The 20,236-nt window shown below is 58.6% G+C and carries 18 protein-coding genes; 14 read left to right on the forward strand and 4 right to left on the reverse strand.

The genetic code is table 11. The features are described from left to right. Positions 1-94 precede the first annotated feature (94 nt). Together ACR0KS_RS02000 and ACR0KS_RS02005 are read left to right on the forward strand one after the other, a co-directional pair. A complete protein-coding gene (locus ACR0KS_RS02000; RefSeq protein WP_170411159.1) occupies positions 95-835 on the forward strand; it encodes a YebC/PmpR family DNA-binding transcriptional regulator in 741 nt (246 codons plus the stop codon). Positions 836-985: 150 nt separating this feature from the next. Beyond that, entirely contained in the window at positions 986-2,260 is a 1,275-nt protein-coding gene (locus ACR0KS_RS02005) for an MFS transporter (RefSeq protein WP_170562094.1), read from the forward strand. Here ACR0KS_RS02005 and ACR0KS_RS02010 read toward each other — a convergent pair. Next, positions 2,257-3,156 (reverse strand): LysR family transcriptional regulator ArgP, encoded by a 900-nt coding sequence (locus tag ACR0KS_RS02010; protein ID WP_170562097.1) that lies wholly within the window; start codon positions 3,154-3,156, stop codon positions 2,257-2,259. The two genes, ACR0KS_RS02005 and ACR0KS_RS02010, sit on opposite strands and share 4 nt — an antisense overlap. An 85-nt stretch (positions 3,157-3,241) precedes the next feature. Here ACR0KS_RS02010 and lysE point away from each other — a divergent pair, with 85 nt between their 5' ends. The 6 genes from lysE to ACR0KS_RS02040 all read left to right on the forward strand — a co-directional run bounded on the left by lysE (position 3,242) and on the right by ACR0KS_RS02040 (position 9,003). Next, positions 3,242-3,841, forward strand: a complete 600-nt coding sequence (gene lysE / locus ACR0KS_RS02015) for an L-lysine exporter (protein ID WP_170562100.1) — start codon at positions 3,242-3,244, stop codon at positions 3,839-3,841. A gap of 40 nt (positions 3,842-3,881) precedes the next feature. Continuing rightward, on the forward strand, positions 3,882-4,790 hold the full coding sequence (locus ACR0KS_RS02020; protein WP_170562103.1) for a DMT family transporter: 909 nt from the start codon (positions 3,882-3,884) through the stop codon (positions 4,788-4,790). 88 nt (positions 4,791-4,878) lie between these two features. After that, positions 4,879-5,451: a choline-binding transcriptional repressor BetI gene (betI, locus tag ACR0KS_RS02025; protein WP_170562106.1), complete on the forward strand. Its 573-nt coding sequence runs from the start codon at positions 4,879-4,881 to the stop codon at positions 5,449-5,451. Continuing rightward, positions 5,448-6,956: a choline-sulfatase gene (gene betC / locus ACR0KS_RS02030; protein ID WP_170562109.1), complete on the forward strand. Its 1,509-nt coding sequence runs from the start codon at positions 5,448-5,450 to the stop codon at positions 6,954-6,956. The genes betI and betC overlap by 4 nt, the downstream gene beginning before the upstream one ends. A gap of 70 nt (positions 6,957-7,026) precedes the next feature. After that, positions 7,027-8,685: a choline dehydrogenase gene (betA, locus tag ACR0KS_RS02035; protein ID WP_170562112.1), complete on the forward strand. Its 1,659-nt coding sequence runs from the start codon at positions 7,027-7,029 to the stop codon at positions 8,683-8,685. Between the two features lie 78 nt (positions 8,686-8,763). Next, positions 8,764-9,003 (forward strand): HP1242/YdcH family protein, encoded by a 240-nt coding sequence (locus ACR0KS_RS02040; RefSeq protein ID WP_170384512.1) that lies wholly within the window; start codon positions 8,764-8,766, stop codon positions 9,001-9,003. Positions 9,004-9,078: 75 nt separating this feature from the next. On the opposite strand, the gene ACR0KS_RS02045 is transcribed toward ACR0KS_RS02040, so the two are convergent. Both ACR0KS_RS02045 and ACR0KS_RS02050 read right to left on the reverse strand, forming a co-directional pair. Continuing rightward, positions 9,079-10,479, reverse strand: coding sequence for a helix-turn-helix transcriptional regulator (locus ACR0KS_RS02045; protein WP_170384510.1), 1,401 nt, complete (start codon positions 10,477-10,479; stop codon positions 9,079-9,081). Between the two features lie 65 nt (positions 10,480-10,544). After that, a complete protein-coding gene (locus ACR0KS_RS02050) occupies positions 10,545-11,750 on the reverse strand; it encodes a multidrug effflux MFS transporter (RefSeq protein WP_170562115.1) in 1,206 nt (401 codons plus the stop codon). Between the two features lie 183 nt (positions 11,751-11,933). Here ACR0KS_RS02050 and ACR0KS_RS02055 point away from each other — a divergent pair, with 183 nt between their 5' ends. From ACR0KS_RS02055 to ACR0KS_RS02075, 5 genes are all read left to right on the forward strand, one after another. Then, on the forward strand, positions 11,934-13,466 hold the full coding sequence (locus ACR0KS_RS02055) for an acyl-CoA carboxylase subunit beta (RefSeq protein WP_170411133.1): 1,533 nt from the start codon (positions 11,934-11,936) through the stop codon (positions 13,464-13,466). A gap of 100 nt (positions 13,467-13,566) precedes the next feature. After that, positions 13,567-14,052 carry a DUF6497 family protein gene (locus tag ACR0KS_RS02060; RefSeq protein ID WP_480693096.1) on the forward strand — a complete coding sequence of 162 codons (486 nt, stop codon included), beginning with the start codon at positions 13,567-13,569 and terminating at the stop codon, positions 14,050-14,052. A gap of 136 nt (positions 14,053-14,188) precedes the next feature. Continuing rightward, a complete protein-coding gene (locus ACR0KS_RS02065; protein ID WP_170562118.1) occupies positions 14,189-14,542 on the forward strand; it encodes a hypothetical protein in 354 nt (117 codons plus the stop codon). 502 nt (positions 14,543-15,044) lie between these two features. Further along, positions 15,045-15,248: a hypothetical protein gene (locus tag ACR0KS_RS02070; protein WP_170384500.1), complete on the forward strand. Its 204-nt coding sequence runs from the start codon at positions 15,045-15,047 to the stop codon at positions 15,246-15,248. Between the two features lie 114 nt (positions 15,249-15,362). Next, on the forward strand, positions 15,363-17,408 hold the full coding sequence (locus ACR0KS_RS02075; protein ID WP_170562121.1) for an acetyl-CoA carboxylase biotin carboxylase subunit: 2,046 nt from the start codon (positions 15,363-15,365) through the stop codon (positions 17,406-17,408). A gap of 76 nt (positions 17,409-17,484) precedes the next feature. Here ACR0KS_RS02075 and ACR0KS_RS02080 read toward each other — a convergent pair whose 3' ends face one another. Continuing rightward, on the reverse strand, positions 17,485-17,931 hold the full coding sequence (locus tag ACR0KS_RS02080; protein WP_170411122.1) for a DUF4174 domain-containing protein: 447 nt from the start codon (positions 17,929-17,931) through the stop codon (positions 17,485-17,487). 169 nt (positions 17,932-18,100) lie between these two features. Between ACR0KS_RS02080 and scpA the strand changes: the two genes are divergently transcribed. Continuing rightward, entirely contained in the window at positions 18,101-20,227 is a 2,127-nt protein-coding gene (gene scpA, locus ACR0KS_RS02085) for a methylmalonyl-CoA mutase (protein WP_170562124.1), read from the forward strand. Positions 20,228-20,236 lie beyond the last annotated feature (9 nt).

Raw genomic sequence — 20,236 nt, forward strand, 5'->3', positions numbered from 1 at the left:
CAAGGGACCACCCCGCAAGCCGCTCTCTTGATCCCGAGGCCCGCAAACGTCTATATGAGCGCCGAATACGCAATCACTATCACGAGGACGCATCATGGCAGGCCACTCCAAATGGGCCAATATCCAGCACCGCAAGGGACGTCAGGACGCCGCGCGGTCCAAACTGTTTTCCAAGCTGTCGAAAGAGATCACCGTCGCCGCAAAGATGGGCGACCCCGATCCCGACAAGAACCCGCGCCTGCGTCTGGCCGTTAAAGAAGCCAAGTCGAACTCGGTCCCCAAGGACGTGATCGACCGCGCGATCAAGAAATCTGTCGCAGGTGAAGGCGACGAGTACGAAGAAATCCGGTACGAGGGCTATGGCCCGAACGGTGTGGCCGTGATCGTCGAGACGATGACCGACAACCGGAACCGGACCGCGTCGACCGTGCGCTCGACCTTCTCGAAGAATGGCGGAAACCTTGGCGAGACCGGCTCGGTCGGGTTCATGTTTGAACGCAAGGGCGAAGTTGTTTACCCCGCGACCGTAGGCGACGCTGATACCGTGTTTGAAGCAGCGATCGAGGCGGGTGCCGAAGATGTCGAAAGCTCGGACGAGGGTCACATCATCTGGTGCGCCGATACCGATCTGAATGACGTGTCCAACGCATTGGAAGCCGCACTGGGCGAGACCGAGTCGACCAAGCTGGTCTGGAAACCCACCACGACCACCGAGCTGGGTCTGGACGACATGCAAAAGCTGATGAAGCTGGTGGATGCGCTTGAAGACGACGATGACGTACAGCGCGTAACAACCAATTTCGAGGCATCGGACGAGGTCATGGCTCAGCTCTGATCCGACCTGCAAGACCTTTCAAGAACCCGGCCTTTGGCCGGGTTTTTTGTTTGCTTGGCCGGTTGCGCCATACCCGGTAAGCTGCGTTGAAACGCAATCATCCCAAGGCGGATTTCCAAGGCCGCTCGGGGTCTTCACACGAACGAGTGCATGACGAAAAGCCCCTCGGACGCCGCGAAAAGAAACATACCTGTTCTGGCCGGGCAGAGTATTTTGTCTCAGGTGGCGTGGACCTTGGGCAGCCCTTCCATCGTTTTACCGTTTCTGGCGGTCTCGCTGGAACTGCCGATGTTTGTCGCGGGTGCGCTGGTTTCGGTGCGGATGTGTGGCAGTATGATTTCCGACGTGTTCCTGGCGCAGCCGATTTCTGCGCGGCAACGCAAAAAGCGTGGCATTGCCATGACGGAAATCGCAATCGGGGCGTGTCTTGTCATGGCGCTGGCGATCGCCGCGACAGGTATTGTTCCGTTGATTGCCTTGGCCTTTGTTTCAGCGTTCTTTCTGATCGGCCTGATCGAAGAAATTCAGTCGCTGATGTACACGGATCTTCTGGGCGACCATCTGCAGTCCAAGTCCCGGATGGTCATGCACTATCTGCAGCTTGGCGTCGGAGGGTTGGGCGCCATAGGGCTGGCGCTGCTGGTGCACGAGGTCACGAAGGAAAACTCGCCATTTTCGCGTCACTCAGCGATCATCGCCGTATCGGTTGCTTTCTTTGTCCTGTCTGGCCTGTCCATTCTGGCAATGGCCGAGGGCGATTCCATCCGCGAGGAAGTCGACGAAGAAAAGCCAGCACACCGGAGGAAGTTCATTGAGAATTTCACGGATATTGCTGCGATGTTCGGTGAGGCGTGGTTCCGCCGCTATCTTGTCATGCGCTTGCCTCTTGTCGCGGTTTCCCTTTCTGTCCCGTTCTTCGCCTTGATCGCAGCCGAGGCGCATCACACGTCCGCCAAGGGCTTGACCGCAATGATCGTCTCATCGGCTTCGGGCTACCTAGTATCGGCCCCGTTGTGGCAGCTGGTGAACATGAAATCGCATCGCACCGTCATGGTGGCGGGAAATCTGTTGGTGGCACTGACCGGTGCCGCGCTTTTGTCTGTCCACTATTTGGGGATGGATCACGACGTTCACTTGCACGCCGTTGCTCTGTTCATTGTTACCGTGGCCGTTACGGGCATCAGTGGCGCGCGCAAGCTTTATTTTCTTGATGTTGCGCCCAAGGATCAGCGGGTGAAAGGCGCCGCCGCGATCAAGAGCATCTGTCGAATATCCGGGGTTATCCTTTCGGCCGCCCTAGCTGGGGTCGCCCATATGCACGAAGTAGCCTGGGCGATCTTGTTTATCGTGATCGTCAGCCTGTTCGCAGCCATCGCGTGTTTCCGTGTTGCCATCCCCCAGGACAAGGCAGCGGTTCAGTCCTAACCATCGCCTTCGCTGACGGGCAGCAGCGCGCTTTCAGCACATCCAAGAACTGCGGTGGTCAATGGTTTCAACGCGGGGGCCAGAATACGCCCGACCTGCCACGTAAGCGGGACATCCAGCGGTGCGTCAGGTACGAGGACGCCTAGCCTGCCGTCTGACAAGGCAGGCTCGACCAAGCCGACCGGGTTCATACCCCAACCCAGTCCGGCGATCGCTGCGTCCACGAACCCCTGCGACGAAGGCAAAAAGTGAGAAGGCGGCGAAATTCGGCGGCCTGTCTGCTGCGCAATCCATGCTTTTTGCAGGCCGTCCTTGCGGTTGAAGGTCAGGCATGGCGCGCGGCTCAGGCTGGTTTCGTTGACTCCGTCCGGGAACCATTCACGCAGGAATTCCGGGCTGGCCGTGGGCAGATACCTTAATGCGCCAATAGCAACGGAATCGCACCCCGCAACAGGTTGCCCTCCAACGGTTATTGCCGCGCTGACTTCTCCGCGCCGTAGCCATTCGGCCGAATAGTCCTGATCGTCGATGACCAGATCAAAAAGCAGACCCTCAGCTTCTGCCATTGCCGAGATGAACCACGTCGCAAGACTGTCTGCGGGCACGGCAATACGAACCCGTGCCGGACCAGAGTTTTGATCCAGCGTCAGTTCGCGGGCAAGTTTTGCCTCTAGCAAACCGATATCTTCGGCATGTTGCGCAATACGCAGGCCCGCAGGCGTTGCAGTGCAAGGTGTGCCGCGATTGATCAGGGCCGCACCGACGCGATCCTCCAGTGCTTTGATACGCTGCGAAATGGCTGACGGCGTTACCGAAAGGTCCGAGGCCGCCGCCTCAAAGCTGCCGTGACGCAGAATGGCGGACAAAGCGGTCAGGTGATTGGGGTCGAGTATCATTAGCCAAACTTAACTGAGGTCAACATCTTTAATTTGATAGGGCGCTGTGTTGGGCGTAGTCAACGTGACAAATGCAGGAGGTTCCATGTCCACATCCCTGATCGCTGGCTTTGCGCTTGGCTTTAGTCTGATCCTTGCCATCGGTGCGCAGAATGCCTTTGTCCTGCGTCAGGGCTTGCGGCAGCAGCACGTGTTTCCTGTGTGCCTGACCTGCGCGGTCTCGGACGCTGTCTTGATCGCAGCGGGGGTTGCCGGGTTCGGGACTTTGGCGCAGGCAGCGCCTTGGTTTGAAACGCTCATGCGCTATGGCGGCGCGCTTTTTCTGACATGGTACGGGCTGCGCAGCTTGAACTCGGCTTGGAAGGGCGGAGCCGCGATGCAGGTCGATAAGGGCCGCAGCGCAAGCCTGAGATCGGTTCTGGCTACGGTACTCGCGTTTACCTGGCTTAATCCGCACGTCTATCTGGATACCGTGGTGCTGATCGGCTCAATTTCCGCTCAGTACGAGGACCGGTTGGCATTTGCATTGGGGGCGATGCTTTCCAGTTTCGTGTTCTTCTTTTCTCTGGGATTCGGCGCAAAAGCGTTGTCGCCGATATTTGCCCGACCAAGGGCGTGGCAGGCGCTGGACGTGGTGATTGGGGTGGTCATGCTGGCGATCGCGGCAAAGCTTTTGGCGATGTAACGGCTTGTCCCCGCCGGCAATTCGGTGTTGAACCGTTAACATGTCAACTTTAGCCGCCCCCTATCGCCCCGTCGCGGGCATGTTCTGGATGTTTGCCGCCGGGTTGTCGTTTGTCGTTATGACAGCGCTGGTCAAGTCGCTGGGATCAACCGTGCATCCCATTCAAGCGGCGTTTTTGAGGTTCGCGTTTGGGCTGATCTTTTTGCTGCCTGCGCTGCGGCTGATCGTAACGACTCATTTAACCCGCAGGCACCTGGTTCTGTTCGGAGTGCGCGGAGGCGTTCACGCTGTCGCGGTCATGCTGTGGTTCTTTTCGATGACCCAGATTCCCTTGGCCGAGGTTACAGCGATGAACTACATGACCCCGGTCTACATCACTCTGGGCGCGGCGCTGTTTCTGGGCGAAAAGCTGGCGTTTCGCCGAATAGCGGCGATTTGCGTTGCTTTGATAGGGGTTGCCATCGTCCTGCGACCCGGGTTCCGCGAAATATCAGCCGGGCATTTGACGATGCTGTTTACTTCACTGTTGCTGGGAGCCTCATATCTTTTGGCCAAGACCCTTGTGCGGGATTTGCCGCCGTCTGTTGTGGTTGCTCATATGTCGATCTGGGTAACGGTTGCGCTTGTTCCTTTCGCTGCTGCGGTCTGGGAACCGCTCAGTGTGTATGATCTGGCAATTCTGTTCCTCGTCGCCAGTTTCGCAACGCTGGGCCACTATTTCATGACCCTCGCGCTGCAGGCTGCGCCGGTGGCCGTCACGCAGCCGGTCACCTTCCTACAGTTGATCTGGGCCACACTGGTTGGAGCGCTGGTGTTCCACGAAAGCGTGGACATCTGGGTTGTTACAGGCGGCACTCTGATTCTTTCAGCGGTCAGTTTTATCGCATGGCGCGAAGCTGTACTGAACCGAAGCAGCTTGACGACCCCCAGTATCGCCCCCAAACTTTAGCTGTTTCGCACGCCAGAAAACGTTATTGATTGACGAGTCAATAAAAACCCCCTAGCGTTTTTGCACCAGTAGCAGGTGAGGGGTCGTGATGCCGAAACTCGGAATGGAGCCAATCCGTCGTGACGCGATTGTTAAGGCAACGATCGCCGAGCTTGGGGCGAAAAAATCTCTCGACGTGACCGTCAGCCAGATCGCAAAACGCGCCGGGATGTCCAGTGCGTTGGCGCATCACTATTTCGGTGGGAAAGACCAGATTTTTCTGGCTGCCATGCGTCGCATCCTGTCAGACTTCGGGGCCGAGGCCCGCGATGAGCTTAAGGCTGCTGCCCCGAATGAACGCGCGCAGGCCATCATCAGGTCATGTTTTGCGCCGTCTTGCTTCACGCCGGACGTGATTGCCGCGTGGATGACCTTTTATGTGCTGGCCCAGACAAACGACGATGCGCTGCGCCTTTGGCAAATCTATCAGTCGCGTATCCGGTCGAACCTGATTTTCGCCCTGCGTCCCGTGCTTGCTGATCCTGTCGAGGCGGCTGAAAACATGATTGCTCTGATTGACGGGCTTTACATCCGTGCCGCGCTGAGCGCCCCGGAAGAGCCGCAACTGGCCGTCAATCACGCCATCCGGGTGCTCAACACCTTCCTTGAGGCTGAAAAATGACACAACCAAACATTCTGATCCTGATGGTGGATCAGTTGAACGGGACCCTCTTTCCAGACGGTCCCGCTGACTGGCTTCATGCTCCGAACCTAAAAAAGCTGGCCGAGCGGTCAACTCGATTTGCCAATGCCTATACGGCCTCGCCTTTGTGCGCGCCGGGGCGGGCCAGTTTCATGTCTGGCCAGTTGCCCTCTCGGACAGGCGTTTACGACAACGCGGCTGAGTTCCGCAGCGACATCCCGACCTACGCGCATCATCTGCGCCGGGCTGGGTATTACACCTGTCTGTCTGGCAAGATGCATTTCGTCGGGCCTGATCAGCTGCACGGGTTCGAGGACCGCCTGACCACCGATATCTACCCGGCCGATTTCGGCTGGACCCCGGATTATCGCAAACCGGGTGAGCGGATCGACTGGTGGTATCACAACATGGGCTCGGTGACGGGCGCGGGCGTGGCTGAAATCTCGAACCAGATGGAGTATGACGACGAGGTAGCCTACAACGCCAAGGCCAAGCTGTATGATCTGGCGCGCGGCAAGGATGAGCGTCCTTGGTGCGTGACCGTCAGTTTTACCCACCCGCACGATCCCTATGTGGCGCGACGCAAATACTGGGACCTGTACGAAGATTGCGAGCATCTGCTGCCAGAGGTCGCCGACCTCGGCTACGACAATCAAGATACGCACTCCAAACGGATTTTTGATGCAAACGACTGGCGCAGTTTTGACATCACCGAGGAAGACATACGCAAGTCACGGCGCGCTTATTTCGCGAATATCTCGTATCTTGACGATAAAATCGGCGAGATTCTCGAGGTGCTGGAAACGACCCGCCAAGAGGCAATTATCCTGTTCGTATCCGATCACGGCGACATGCTGGGCGAACGGGGTTTGTGGTTCAAGATGACCTTCTTTGAAGGCTCATCGCGTGTGCCGCTTATGATTTCAGCCCCCGACCTTCCGGTGGGGCGAATTGATACGCCTGTTTCAACCATCGACGTGACTCCTACGCTGGGCGCGTTGGCAGGTGTCGATATGGCCGAGATCGCGCCGTGGACCGATGGGTCGGACCTTGTGCCACTGGCCAAGGGTGCTGAACGCACCGCCCCTGTTGCAATGGAATACGCGGCCGAGGCGTCTTATGCCCCGCTGGTTTCGCTGCGCTATGGCAAGTGGAAGTATAACCGCTGTGCGCTGGACCCTGACCAGCTTTTCGACGTTGAGGCCGACCCGCGCGAGTTGGAGAACCTCGCGGACAAGCCCGAGCACGCAGGCACCCTGCAAACTCTGCGTGCCAAGTCCGAGGCACGCTGGGATCTGGACCGCTTTGACGCGGACGTCCGTGCAAGCCAGGCCCGCCGTTGGGTTGTGTACGAGGCGCTGCGGCAGGGGGGCTATTACCCGTGGGATTACCAGCCGCTGCAAAAGGCATCCGAGCGCTACATGCGCAACCACATGGACCTGAACATCGTCGAGGAAAGTCAGCGCTTCCCGCGCGGCGAATAACCTTTTGACCGTTTGAACACTCCCGACCGGAGCCTTGGGAATTGGCGCGGCGGGGCAAGGAGTCGTAATTATGGAAGCAGATTTCGTCATCGTCGGCGCAGGTTCCGCAGGCTGCGCGATGGCATATCGACTAAGCGAGGCCGGAGCCTCGGTTCTGGTGATCGAACATGGCGGATCGGATGTTGGACCTTTCATCCAGATGCCAGCGGCGCTGAGCTATCCGATGAATATGTCTCGCTACGACTGGGGCTATGAGTCCGAACCTGAGCAGTATCTCAACAACCGCCGTCTGGCTTGTCCGCGCGGTAAAGTGATCGGTGGGTCGTCTTCGATCAACGGGATGGTCTATGTACGCGGCCACGCCCGCGACTTCGACACATGGGCCGAGATGGGGGCTGACGGGTGGTCCTACGCAGATGTGCTGCCTTATTACAAACGTATGGAGACATGGCACGATGGCGGCCACGGCGGAGACACCGCGTGGCGCGGCACGGATGGTCCGCTGCACGTATCTCGCGGACCGCGCGCGAACCCGCTTTTTCAGGCTTTCGTCGATGCGGGGCAGCAGGCGGGCTACGAAGTCACAGGCGATTATAACGGCGAAAAGCAGGAAGGCTTTGGCCCAATGGAGCAGACCGTCTGGAAAGGGCGGCGCTGGTCGGCGGCCAATGCCTATCTGAAGCCTGCGCTCAAGCGGGAAAACTGCGACATCGTGCGTGGTCTGGCCTCAAGGGTCGTGATCGAGGATGGACGGGCAACCGGGGTCGAACTGATCCGAGGCGGCAAGAAAGAAATCATCCGTGCGCGTCGCGAAGTGGTGTTGGCGGCATCGTCGATCAACTCGCCCAAGCTGCTGATGTTGTCCGGCATCGGCCCCGCAGCGCAACTGGCAGAGCATGGGATCGAAGTCATTGCGGACCGGCCGGGCGTAGGGGCAAACCTGCAGGACCATCTTGAGCTTTATATCCAGCAGGCGTCATTGAAGCCTATTACGCTTTACAAGCATTGGAACCTGGTCAGCAAAGGTCTGATCGGGGCGCAATGGTTGTTCACCAAAACCGGTCTGGGCGCGTCGAACCAGTTTGAAAGCGCCGCCTTCATCCGGTCGAAGCCGGGCGTCGAGTACCCCGATATTCAGTACCATTTCCTGCCGATTGCCGTGCGGTATGACGGTCAGGCAGCGGCCGAGGGGCACGGATTCCAAGCGCATGTGGGGCCGATGCGGTCTCCGTCGCGCGGGTCGGTCACGCTGCGTTCAAACCGGCCAGAGGACGCGCCGGTAATCCAATTCAACTACATGAGCCACGAGCAGGACTGGGACGACTTCCGCACCTGTATTCGGCTGACGCGCGAGATTTTCGGTCAGGAGGCATTTAAGCCGTTTGCCGGAAAGGAAATCCAGCCCGGGGCGGGCCTTCAGACTGATGAGGAATTGAACGGCTTTATCGCTGAGCACGCCGAAAGCGCGTATCACCCCTGTGGTACTTGCCGGATGGGGCGCGCGGACGACAAGATGGCGGTGGTTGACCCCGAAGGCCGAGTGATCGGTGTAGGCGGGCTGCGTGTAGCGGACAGTTCGGTTTTCCCTCAGATTACGAACGGAAATCTGAATGCCCCGTCGATTATGGTTGGGGAAAAGGTGTCGGACTATCTGTTGGGCAAAGATCCATTGCCCAAGGCGAATGACCGTCCTTGGATTCATCCTCAATGGGCTTCTGAGCAGCGCTGATTTGATCCGCGTCAAAGAGGGGAGTGGGAAAAACTTATAGACCTGAATCGCAACGACATATGTAAGGAGCGAACAGGAATGTCCCACACCCCGCACGAGCTGGCCGAAGAGTTTCCGGAAAAAGTCGAGCTGATGAGCCAGCTCAAGCAGACGGACGCTCATTTTGCGCGACTGGCAGAGGAGTATCACGAGATCAACCGCGTTGTGCATCGCGCGGAAACGAACATTGAGCCGATGGAAGATTTGGCTGAGGGTGAGCTGCGCAAAAAGCGCGCGGCCTTGAAGGACGAGATCTGGGCGATCTTGTCTAAAGACTGAGAAAGAAGGGCGGGGGCTCTGCCCCCGTCGCGGCAGGCCGCGACTCCCCCGGGATATTTTCAAGCCAGGTGAAGATCAGGTGACTTCATAGGGCAGCGTGCCGCGCGTATGCGCGTCTATGGAAAGTCGTCTTTCGAGTGGCGGCACCGACCGCTGGTGGCAGTTCTGCCGTTCGCAGATGCGGCAAGAGATGCCGATAGGTTCATAGGCGCTGTCGTTGTTTATATCCAGATTGTCTGCGTAAACCAGCGCTTCGGCGTGTCTTACTTCGCATCCAAGGGCAATGGCGTAGCGGCGCACCGGCGCCCCAAAAGAGCCGCCGGATTTGGAAACGTCCCGAGCCAATGAGATGTATTGAACACCGTCAGGGGTTTCAGCAAGCTGCCTGAGGAAGTGGCCCGGCGTTTCAAAAGCGCGGTGGACATTCCAAAGGGGACAAGCTCCTCCGAACCGGGCGAATTGCAGGCGTGTTGCAGAGTGACGCTTGGTGATCGTCCCGGCTTGATCCACGCGCACAAAGAAAAAGGGAATTCCTTTGGCGCCGGGTCTTTGCAGCGTAGAGAGACGGTGTGCGACTTGTTCAATTGATGCGCCGAACCGGTTGCTTAGCAGTTCCAGATCGTGCCGGTATTCCTGTGCCGCAGCCAGGAACGCGCTGTATGGCATCAGTGAAGCGCCTGCAAAATAATTTGCCAACCCGATCTTGGCGATGGATCGGGCTTCTTCGCTTTGAAACTTGGCGAAATCCAGCGTGGCTTCGAGTAGTTTATCCTGTTCGATCAGCGCGACTTGAAGCAGAAGTTGAAAGACCTGTGTCTGAGGCGTAGTCCGCGACGAAAGGAACAGCGTTTTACTGTCCGCGTCGTATTTGCGTGTCGCTTCGATGTCTGGGAACTGTACGCGGATACCGCGTTGGCCAAGGCTGTCTATTGCCGCTGTGCGTATGCTGCTGGCGTCCTGAGCGCGGCTCGAGAACCTCTCGGCTGCGCGATCGACAGCGTCGATATAATTGTCGCAATAGTGAAAGAAGTCGCGCACTTCTTCCCACGGGCTTGCCTGAATTTGCGCGTCCTCTCGGCCCAACGCTTCGTCCAGCGACGCCAGCCTTTCGTGGGTTTGGCGGTAGGTGCGATGCAGAGCAATGAATGCGCGGGCCAGCGCAGGGGCATTCGACGCCGTAAGGCGCAAGTCCGCAAGGGGGGGAATGGCGTCATCAAAGACGGGATCGGCCAGAGCTTCGCGCATGTCAGAGACCAGCCGTTCGCTATCGCCGGTGCTGAGCTCGGTGACGTCCATGCCAAACTCTTGCGCCAGCGCCAGGACAACCGTTGTCGAGATCGGACGGTTGTTGTTCTCCATCTGGTTCAGATAGGGCAGGGAGACGCCCAGCTTGGCTGCGAATTCCTTTTGAGTCAGAGCCAGTCGGGTGCGCATTTCGCGCAGTTTCGCTCCTGCGTACAGCTTTTGGGTCGCCATCGCGTGCCTTTGCAACTTTTCCGTTGCGCCAAGCTAACTTTGCAAATCTTTGGGCGCAAGTCGCGTCAAAGGCCCAAGGCCCGCTCGCGCCGTATAACCGAGGCAATTGCGCATACAGCCAGAACCGCGGTCGCCAGCATCAACCATAGCAGGGGCATTGCACCGGTTTCGTGGGTTAGCAGCGTTCCGGCTAGGGCGCTGAGCCCGGCGCCTCCGCCAAGCATGATTGCCCCGCTCAGACCCGATGCCGTGGCCGCGAGGTGGGGGCGCACGGACAAAGCTCCAGAGGTTGCGTTCGGGATGGTCATGCCGTTTCCAACGCCAACGAATGTCATGAAACCAAAGAAGCTAAGGGCGGTTCCGAGACCGGCAAGGAACACTAGTGCTGACAGTACGACGCCAGTGGCGTTCAATATACATCCCCACAGAACCATACGGTTTATACCAAACCGGACAGAGTAGCGGCCGCTGACGAAGTTACCCACGAAGTATCCGATCGCGGGGGCGCCGAAATATATGCCAACTTCGGATGCACTTAGGCCGAACAACTCTGTGCCTATGAACGGGGCGCCGCCCAGATAGGCAAAAAACGCGCCGGATGACAGCGCCGATGACAGGGAATAGCCCCAGAACCGTGGGGACATCAGTAGTTCGGGATATTCCCGGAATTGTTGGCCCAATGTCTTGCCGCTTTTGGCCGCTGTTTCGCCAAAATCCATGTAAATAAGCAGCAGTGTGAGTACGCCGAGCGCGAAGGGCAGCCAGAAGTTTGCCTTCCATCCAAAGCTCTCCTCCAGCATTCCGCCGATGGCTGGCCCGATCATCGGGACGACGGCCATTCCCATCGTGACATAGCCGATCATCGAGGCGGCCTGGTCCTGGTCGTAAAGGTCGCGGACCGCGGCCCGGCTTAGGACCATCCCAACAACTATGACCGCCTGGCACATTCTGAAGGCCAAAAAGACCTGTACATTCGGGGCGTAGATGCTGCCGAGGGTCGCAAGCAGAAACAGTACAAGCCCCCAGAGAAGAACGGGCCTGCGCCCGGCTTTGTCCGCAATCGGACCTATGAGAATTTGCAGGACTGCGTTGACCAGAAGGTAAAGGGCGATCGACAGTTGCATGACCTTGTAGTCGGCATTGAAATACAGGGCCATATTCGGCAAGCTGGGCAAGAACAGGTTCAGGCTAAGCGCAGACAGCCCCGACAGTAAGACAAGCGTGGCAATTGAGGGGGGCGAGCGTCGCGCCTGGGATGAGCTAAACTGCATGGTTCATGTGTATAAAGGGCCTGTTTGCAATTACCATCCGACTTGCTGATTTCCGCCTGAGATTAGCAAATTTACAATTTTCCATAAGATTATTGCCAAAGATTTGCAAATTTGCCGAAAGTCGCTTTGGTCCAGGGGGTGATGCGTATAATGTCCCGCCAAATTTCATAGGGGATCACCGTCATGAAAGACATCCTGACCGAACTTGAGGACCGCCGCAACGACGCCCGGCTTGGGGGTGGACAAAGGCGTATCGACGCTCAGCACGCACGTGGAAAGCTGACTGCGCGCGAGCGGATTGAGCTGCTTGTAGACGAAGGCAGCTTTGAAGAGTTCGATATGTTCGTCAGCCATCGCTGCACCGATTTCGGGATGGAAAACCAAAAGCCTGCGGGCGACGGCGTTGTCACCGGTTGGGGAACCATCAATGGTCGTATGGTCTATGTGTTCAGTCAGGACTTTACAGTGTTTGGCGGATCGCTTTCGGAAACGCACGCGCAGAAAATCTGCAAGATCATGGATATGGCGATCCAGAATGGTGCCCCCGTGATTGGGATCAACGACTCGGGCGGGGCGCGAATTCAGGAAGGCGTGGCGTCGCTGGCTGGGTACGCCGAGGTGTTTCAGCGCAACATCATGGCCTCGGGTGTTGTGCCTCAGATCAGCGTGATCATGGGGCCGTGCGCAGGTGGCGCGGTTTACAGCCCTGCGATGACCGACTTTATCTTTATGGTCAAAGACACCTCATACATGTTCGTAACTGGCCCGGACGTTGTGAAAACAGTCACCAATGAGGTCGTCACGGCCGAGGAGTTGGGCGGAGCGTCCACCCATACCAAGAAGTCCTCGGTCGCGGACGGCGCGTTCGAGAACGACGTCGAGGCTCTGGCCGAGGTTCGCCGTCTGGTCGACTTCCTGCCGCTCAACAACCGTGAAAAACCGCCGGTTCGCCCGTTTTTTGATGAGCCAAACCGTGTGGAAACCTCGCTGGATACACTGATACCGGACAATCCGAACACGCCCTATGACATGAAAGAGCTCATCACCAAGGTGGCGGATGAGGGCGATTTCTACGAAATTCAGGAAGACTACGCCAAGAATATCATCACTGGCTTTATCCGGCTTGAGGGGCAGACCGTTGGCGTTGTGGCCAACCAGCCTATGGTTCTTGCCGGGTGTCTCGACATCGACAGCTCGCGCAAGGCGGCAAGGTTTGTGCGCTTCTGTGATTGCTTCGAGATCCCGATCCTGACGCTGGTGGATGTGCCGGGCTTCTTGCCCGGAACGTCACAGGAATATGGCGGTGTCATTAAGCACGGCGCAAAGCTGCTGTTCGCTTATGGCGAAGCAACTGTACCCAAAGTCACAGTGATCACCCGCAAGGCATATGGCGGGGCTTACGACGTGATGGCCTCAAAGCATTTGCGCGGCGATTTCAACTATGCGTGGCCAACGGCCGAGATTGCCGTGATGGGTGCCAAGGGTGCGACCGAGATTATCCACCGCGCCGATCTTGGCGATGCGGAAAAGATCGCTCAGCACACGCAGGACTATGAGGATCGTTTCGCCAACCCCTTCGTGGCGGCTGAACGCGGCTTCATTGACGAGGTGATCATGCCGCAGTCTACCCGCCGTCGTGTATCCCGCGCCTTTGCAAGTTTGCGGAACAAGCAACTGAAGAACCCGTGGAAAAAGCACGACAATATTCCGCTGTAACGCCGTCAGCAAGCCGGTCCACCTGGATTCTGCCCTCAGGCGAATTCGGGTGGGGTGGCTTACCTAGCGGCAAGTTTGACTTTGAGGTCAAAGCTGTTAAATGAATGTGTTTATCAGAAATTGGAAAGCGCGGGCCACAAGCCATGCGCGCGCGATCCCGGAGAGAGGAGCCTGCCTTTGGCGGGTCCGGGATCGCGCCTTTATTCTGATCTTGCTTGGATTGCCTTCCCTTACGTTCGCAGATTCTGAGGCTTTGTTGCCTGTTCCCTCTGGCCAGCCTGTGCACCTGAGTGATGTTCTGCTGGACACCAATCCGGGTGAGCTGTGGGTGCGCTTTCGTTTTGTCGCGCCCAAGATCGGGGCCGAGGTCGGGCGAATCGGTTACGATGTCGCCTCGGTGGATATGGAGCATTTGTGCCAGACGCTGGCAGTTGCCTATGTCGCACAATACGAACTTGTGCCGGCGCGGGTTGTTATCTCTTTGTCTGATCGGCCCACCGAATTCGGTCGAGCGTCCCCCGATGCCACACAGTTTTTTGAAGCCTACCGGCTGGAGCAGTCGCAGTGTATCTGGGAGGGGCTTTGACGGTGAAACACAGTCTTGAATCAGTCAAAGCATTTCTGAACAGCACAGCGGCTTTGGAGGTGCGCGAAATGGCTTCGTCCTGCAGTGGACATAATTCTCTTATCTTATCTCGTTTTTTCGCAGGCCAGGTGACAACATGCTAAAACATCGCGGTTTTCCGGGACGACTGGCCGGAACGGACTATCAGTTCACAATTCGCCGGGCGAACCCAAAGGGCGTTACGCCTTTGACACGACGTGAGCGGTTCCGCGATCGCAAGCCTGCTGACCGGCGCGCCGATGCTGCTTTCATTGAGGCGCTGTGGGCCCAGTTCGGGGATCAACCGTTCGAGCGAGGGAACCTGGATGCTGGCCGTCTGAGCTGGCTGTTCGAGCGTGAGGTCATTCCAGCCGAGGATCCGTTTGACCCTGCCAGCTATGATGCGCTGCTGGTGATAGACCTTGATGTCGCAAAACTGTCCTTTCCAGATATCTTCGACGGAGTTCGCTGACCGTGCGCGCCGCTGCCTCATATCACTGCGAGCGCACGTCTCGCCGTCCGATGAGATCAGCGGGCCGGGTGGAAATCCGGAAATCATCGCAGGTTCGTCGCGGTGTCGGGGCGGATTTTCTGGTGGATTCAGTGGAATATGGGTCGTTGCCGGTCGGCGCATTTCTGCGCGAGACCTTCCCGGATGGGCAGATTCCAGCCGGAAAGATTGTATGTCGTGAATCCCGGTTTGCAGCCGCAACCTCTCCGTGCATGGTGAATGGGCCGTGCGGCTCTACTTTGCCTGCGCCGCACATGCACCTACTATTCCGTACCCCTTCCTTCCGCGGGCAGGCTTGTGAGACCCACAATTCCCTGCCCGCGTTTTTCTTTGCGCATGAATTGCGCAAAAAGCGGCATAAATCTGCGCAAACTCCGAATTTGATCCGCCTGATATTGAATAACAAGGTGCGAATCCGACATGTGCCCCCGAACGCATCTAAATACCTGAAGGGGCAGACATCATGCGAATTTCAAAAGTCGTTCTCGTACTGGCGACCTGCGCGGGCCTTGCGGCTTGCGGCGAAAACACGGGCGAACAGGCGCTGCTTGGCGGCGGCGCAGGCGCGTTGGGCGCGGCCGTCCTTAGCGCCGACCCGTTTGTGGGGGCTGCAGTCGGTGCCGCCGGCAACGTGCTTTACTGTAAAACACAGAGAAACTGCTACTAACGTAATCTTCGGGGCGCGCGTCGCCTCGACCGTCATCGCGCATCACGCCGTCGCGGGGTTTAGGCCCTGCGGCGGCGTTTTGCGTTTCCAGAACACCAAGACAAAGGACGTCCCATGTTCAACAAGATCCTGATCGCCAACCGGGGCGAGATCGCCTGCCGGGTCATCAAGACCGCGCGTAAAATGGGTATTGGCACCGTCGCCATCTACTCGGATGCGGACAAGAACGCATTGCATGTGTCGATGGCGGATGAAGCTGTCCATATCGGGCCGCCGCCTGCGAACCAGTCCTACATCGTGATCGACAAGGTCATGGATGCGATCCGTCAAAGCGGTGCACAGGCGGTTCACCCCGGCTATGGTTTCCTGTCTGAGAACTCTAAGTTTGCCGAGGCCCTAGACGCTGAAGGTGTTGCTTTTGTCGGCCCGCCGGTTGGTGCGATTGAAAGCATGGGTGACAAGATCACCTCGAAAAAAATCGCGCAGGACGCAGGTGTTTCGACGGTTCCCGGATATATGGGCCTGATCGAGGACGCGGACGAAGCGGTCAAGATTTCAAACGAAATCGGCTATCCGGTCATGATCAAGGCCAGCGCTGGTGGCGGTGGTAAAGGCATGCGGATCGCGTGGAATGATGATGAGGCGCGCGAAGGCTTCCAGTCGTCCAAGAACGAGGCCGCGAACTCATTTGGTGACGACCGTATCTTCATCGAGAAATTCGTGACCCAGCCGCGCCATATCGAGATTCAGGTTCTGTGCGACAGCCACGGCAACGGCATCTATCTGGGCGAGCGTGAATGCTCGATCCAGCGTCGTAACCAGAAGGTGGTGGAAGAGGCCCCGTCGCCGTTTCTTGACCCCGAGACCCGCAAGGCGATGGGCGAACAGGCGGTCGCGCTGGCCAAGGCCGTGGACTATGCGAGCGCCGGGACGGTGGAGTTCATCGTGGATGGCGACAAGAATTTCTACTTCCTGGAAATGAACACGCGTCTGCAGGTGGAACACCCTGTGACCGAGCTGATCACCGGTGTCGATCTGGTCGAACAGATGATCCGCGTGGCGGCTGGTGAGAAATTGACCATCACGCAGGATGACGTGACCCTGACCGGCTGGGCGATTGAAAACCGTCTGTATGCCGAGGACCCCTATCGCAACTTCCTACCCTCGATCGGCCGTCTGACTCGCTATCGCCCGCCAATGGAAACGGCCGCCGGTCCTATGCTGGTGAACGGCAAATGGCAGGGCGATGCGCCCGAAGGTGAGGCCGCAGTGCGCAATGACACCGGCGTCTATGAGGGCGGTGAGATCAGCATGTATTACGACCCGATGATCGCCAAGCTGTGTACATGGGCACCGACCCGTGAGGCCGCGATCGAGGCGATGCGCGTGGCGCTGGACAGCTTTGAGGTTGAAGGCATCGGCCACAACCTGCCGTTCCTGTCTGCCGTGATGGATCACCCGAAGTTCGTCAGCGGCGACATGACCACCGCATTCATCGCCGAGGAATATCCGGACGGGTTCGAGGGTGTCGAACTGCCCGATGGCGACCTGCGCCGTATCGCGGCGTCCTGCGCAGCCATGTACCGCGTTGCTGAAATCCGTCGGACTCGTGTGTCGGGCCGTATGGACAATCACGAACGCAAAGTCGGCAACCGTTGGGTTGTATCGCTGCAAGGGCAGGATTTTGCGGTTCGCGTCGGCGCGGACAAGGACGGCGCGACGGTCCGGTTCGAGGACGGATCAACCCTGCGCGTCGCCTCTGAATGGACGCCCGGTGATCAGCTTGCGGTGGTCGAAGTGGACGGTGATCCGCTGGTCATGAAGGTCGGTAAAGTCTCGGGCGGGTTCCGTATCCGAAACCGGGGCGCAGACCTGAAAGTGCATGTGCGCCGTCCGCGTCAGGCAGAGCTGGCAAAACTGATGCCCGAGAAACTGCCGCCCGATACCTCGAAGATGCTGCTGTGCCCGATGCCCGGCCTGATCGTGAAGGTCGATGTCGAAGTGGGGCAGGAGGTGCAGGAAGGTCAGGCGCTGTGCACCGTCGAGGCGATGAAGATGGAAAACATCCTGCGCGCCGAGAAAAAGGGCGTGGTCGCCAAGATCAATGCTGGCCCCGGTGACAGCCTCGCCGTGGATGATGTGATCATCGAGTTCGAGTGATCGTGACGGCGCATTTGTCATATCCCCTTGACCCCCCGGCGTTCTGCGCCGGGGGGCTGGGGCGTGGCAAAAGCGTTCAGCCGCCCCCGCGCCGCTCGCGAATCTCGCGTTCGCGCAGGGGGGTCTTGTCGATGGAGCGGCCAATCTCGCGCACGCTCCACGGCGACGGTTTGCGCAGCTTGACCACACCGTCCTTGTCGACAAATACCATCTGGAACCCGCGCGGACGCAGTTGCGACCGGATCGGGGACCGGGCCGATGGGTCCGTATCTGTCAGCACCACGACGTCGCGGTCCCGCATGGCCGCTTCGCCCTCGACCAGCATATCGATCTGCTGTTGGAACCGTGGGTCCGCTGGGGTGTCGGCAAAGACGACGATGGGTCGGCTGACCCACAAAAACTCGCTGAGATCGCTGTCACCAGCGGGGCGGACGAATTCGTCTTCGACAGGCGCAGATCCGTCAGCAGCAAGGGCCGCCAGCGGGATTAGTGCCGAGAAAACAAGGGCAAGCGTTCGTGTCATTGGGCCTCCTGTCCCATCGAATATAGCCCCTGTGTCGATGAATGCGACCAGTGAAATGCAATGCGCGCTCAATTTGTTGCGTGCAGCCCGACTGGACCGGGCAATCCGAAACACAACTGCGGGCAGGTTCCTCTCTGTGCGCGACCCGAAATAGGAAAAGGAAATCGCCATGACCGATACCAAAGACTGGCAGGCGCTGGCCGAGAAAGAGCTGCGCGGTCGTCCGCTGGAAGACCTCACCAAAGAGACGCTGGAAGGCATCGACGTCAAGCCGCTCTATACGGCCGAGGACACCGCTGATCTGCCGCATATGGGCACGTTGCCGGGATTCGGCCCGTTCACGCGCGGGGTGAAGGCCACGATGTATGCGGGCCGTCCGTGGACGATCCGGCAATATGCAGGGTTCTCGACGGCTGAGGAATCGAACGCCTTTTATCGCCGCAATCTGGCGGCCGGTCAGCAGGGCGTCTCCGTGGCCTTCGATCTGGCCACGCACCGCGGTTATGACAGCGACCACCCGCGCGTTGTGGGCGATGTGGGCAAGGCTGGCGTGGCCATCGACAGTGTCGAGGATATGAAGATCCTGTTCGACGGTATCCCGCTCGACAAGGTCTCGGTCTCGATGACCATGAACGGCGCGGTGATCCCGATTTTGGCGAATTTCATTGTCGCCGGTGAAGAGCAAGGCCACGACAAATCCGTCCTGTCCGGCACCATTCAGAACGACATTCTGAAAGAGTTCATGGTGCGGAATACCTATATTTACCCGCCCGAGCCGTCGATGAAGATCATCTCGGACATTATCGACTATACCTCGAACGAAATGCCCAAATTCAACTCGATCTCGATCTCGGGCTATCACATGCAAGAGGCCGGGGCGAACCTGGTGCAAGAGCTGGCCTATACGCTTGCCGATGGCCGCGAATATGTGCGCGCCGCGACGCAGGCCGGGATGGATGTGGACAAGTTCGCGGGCCGTTTGTCGTTCTTCTTTGCTATCGGCATGAACTTCTTCATGGAGATCGCCAAACTGCGCGCCGCCCGTACCCTGTGGCACCGCGTGATGACCGATTTTGGGGCGAAATCCGAACGATCCAAGATGCTGCGCACCCACTGCCAGACGTCTGGCGTGTCGTTGCAGGAACAAGACCCCTATAACAACGTGATCCGCACCGCATACGAGGCGATGAGCGCGGTTCTGGGCGGTACGCAGTCGCTGCACACGAACGCTCTGGACGAGGCGATTGCCTTGCCTACCGATTTCTCGGCCCGTATCGCGCGGAACACCCAGCTTGTGTTGCAGGAAGAAACCGGCGTGACCGACGTGGTCGATCCGCTGGCGGGGTCCTACTATATCGAAAGCCTGACCAATGAGCTGGTCGAAAAGGCTTGGGCGCTGATGGAAGAGGTCGAGGAGATGGGCGGCATGACCAAAGCCGTTGCCTCTGGCATGCCCAAGCTGCGCATCGAAGAAAGCGCCGCGCGCCGTCAGGCGATGATCGACCGGGGCGAAGAAGTCATCGTCGGCGTCAACAAATACCGCAAGGAACAGGAAGACCCGATCGACATTCTGGACGTCGACAACGTCGCTGTGCGCGAGGCACAGGTCGCGCGACTGGAGCGTATCCGCGCGACTCGTGACGAAGCTGCGTGTGAAAAGGCGCTGGACGCGCTGACCAAGGCCGCCCAGGAGGGTGGAAACCTGCTGGCTGCTGCGGTCGAAGCCGCCCGCGCCCGCGCATCCGTAGGAGAGATCAGCATGGCAATGGAAAAAGAGTTTGGGCGCCACCGCGCCGAGGTGAAGACACTGGCCGGTGTCTACGGTGCCGCCTATGAGGGCGACGAAGGTTTCGCCGCCATCCAGAAATCCATCGAAGACTTCGCCGAGGCCGAAGGCCGCCGCCCGCGTCTGTTGGTGGTCAAGATGGGGCAGGACGGTCACGACCGGGGTGCCAAGGTAATCGCAACCGCCTTTGCCGATATCGGGTTTGACGTGGATGTTGGCCCTCTGTTCCAGACGCCGGCTGAGGCCGCGCAGGATGCAGTGGACAACGACGTGCATGTGGTCGGGATTTCGTCGCAGGCGGCGGGTCACAAAACGCTGGCCCCGCAGTTGGTGGAAGAACTCAAGAAAGCCGGGGCCGAGGACATCATCGTCATTTGCGGTGGTGTGATCCCTCAGCAGGATTACCAGTTCCTCTATGATCATGGGGTCAAGGCGATCTTTGGTCCGGGCACCAATATCCCCGAGGCGGCGCAGGACATTCTGCGCCTGATCGGTGAGGCCAAGGGTTAATGCGGGTTT

This window comes from Ruegeria sp. BC7 (assembly GCF_056539165.1).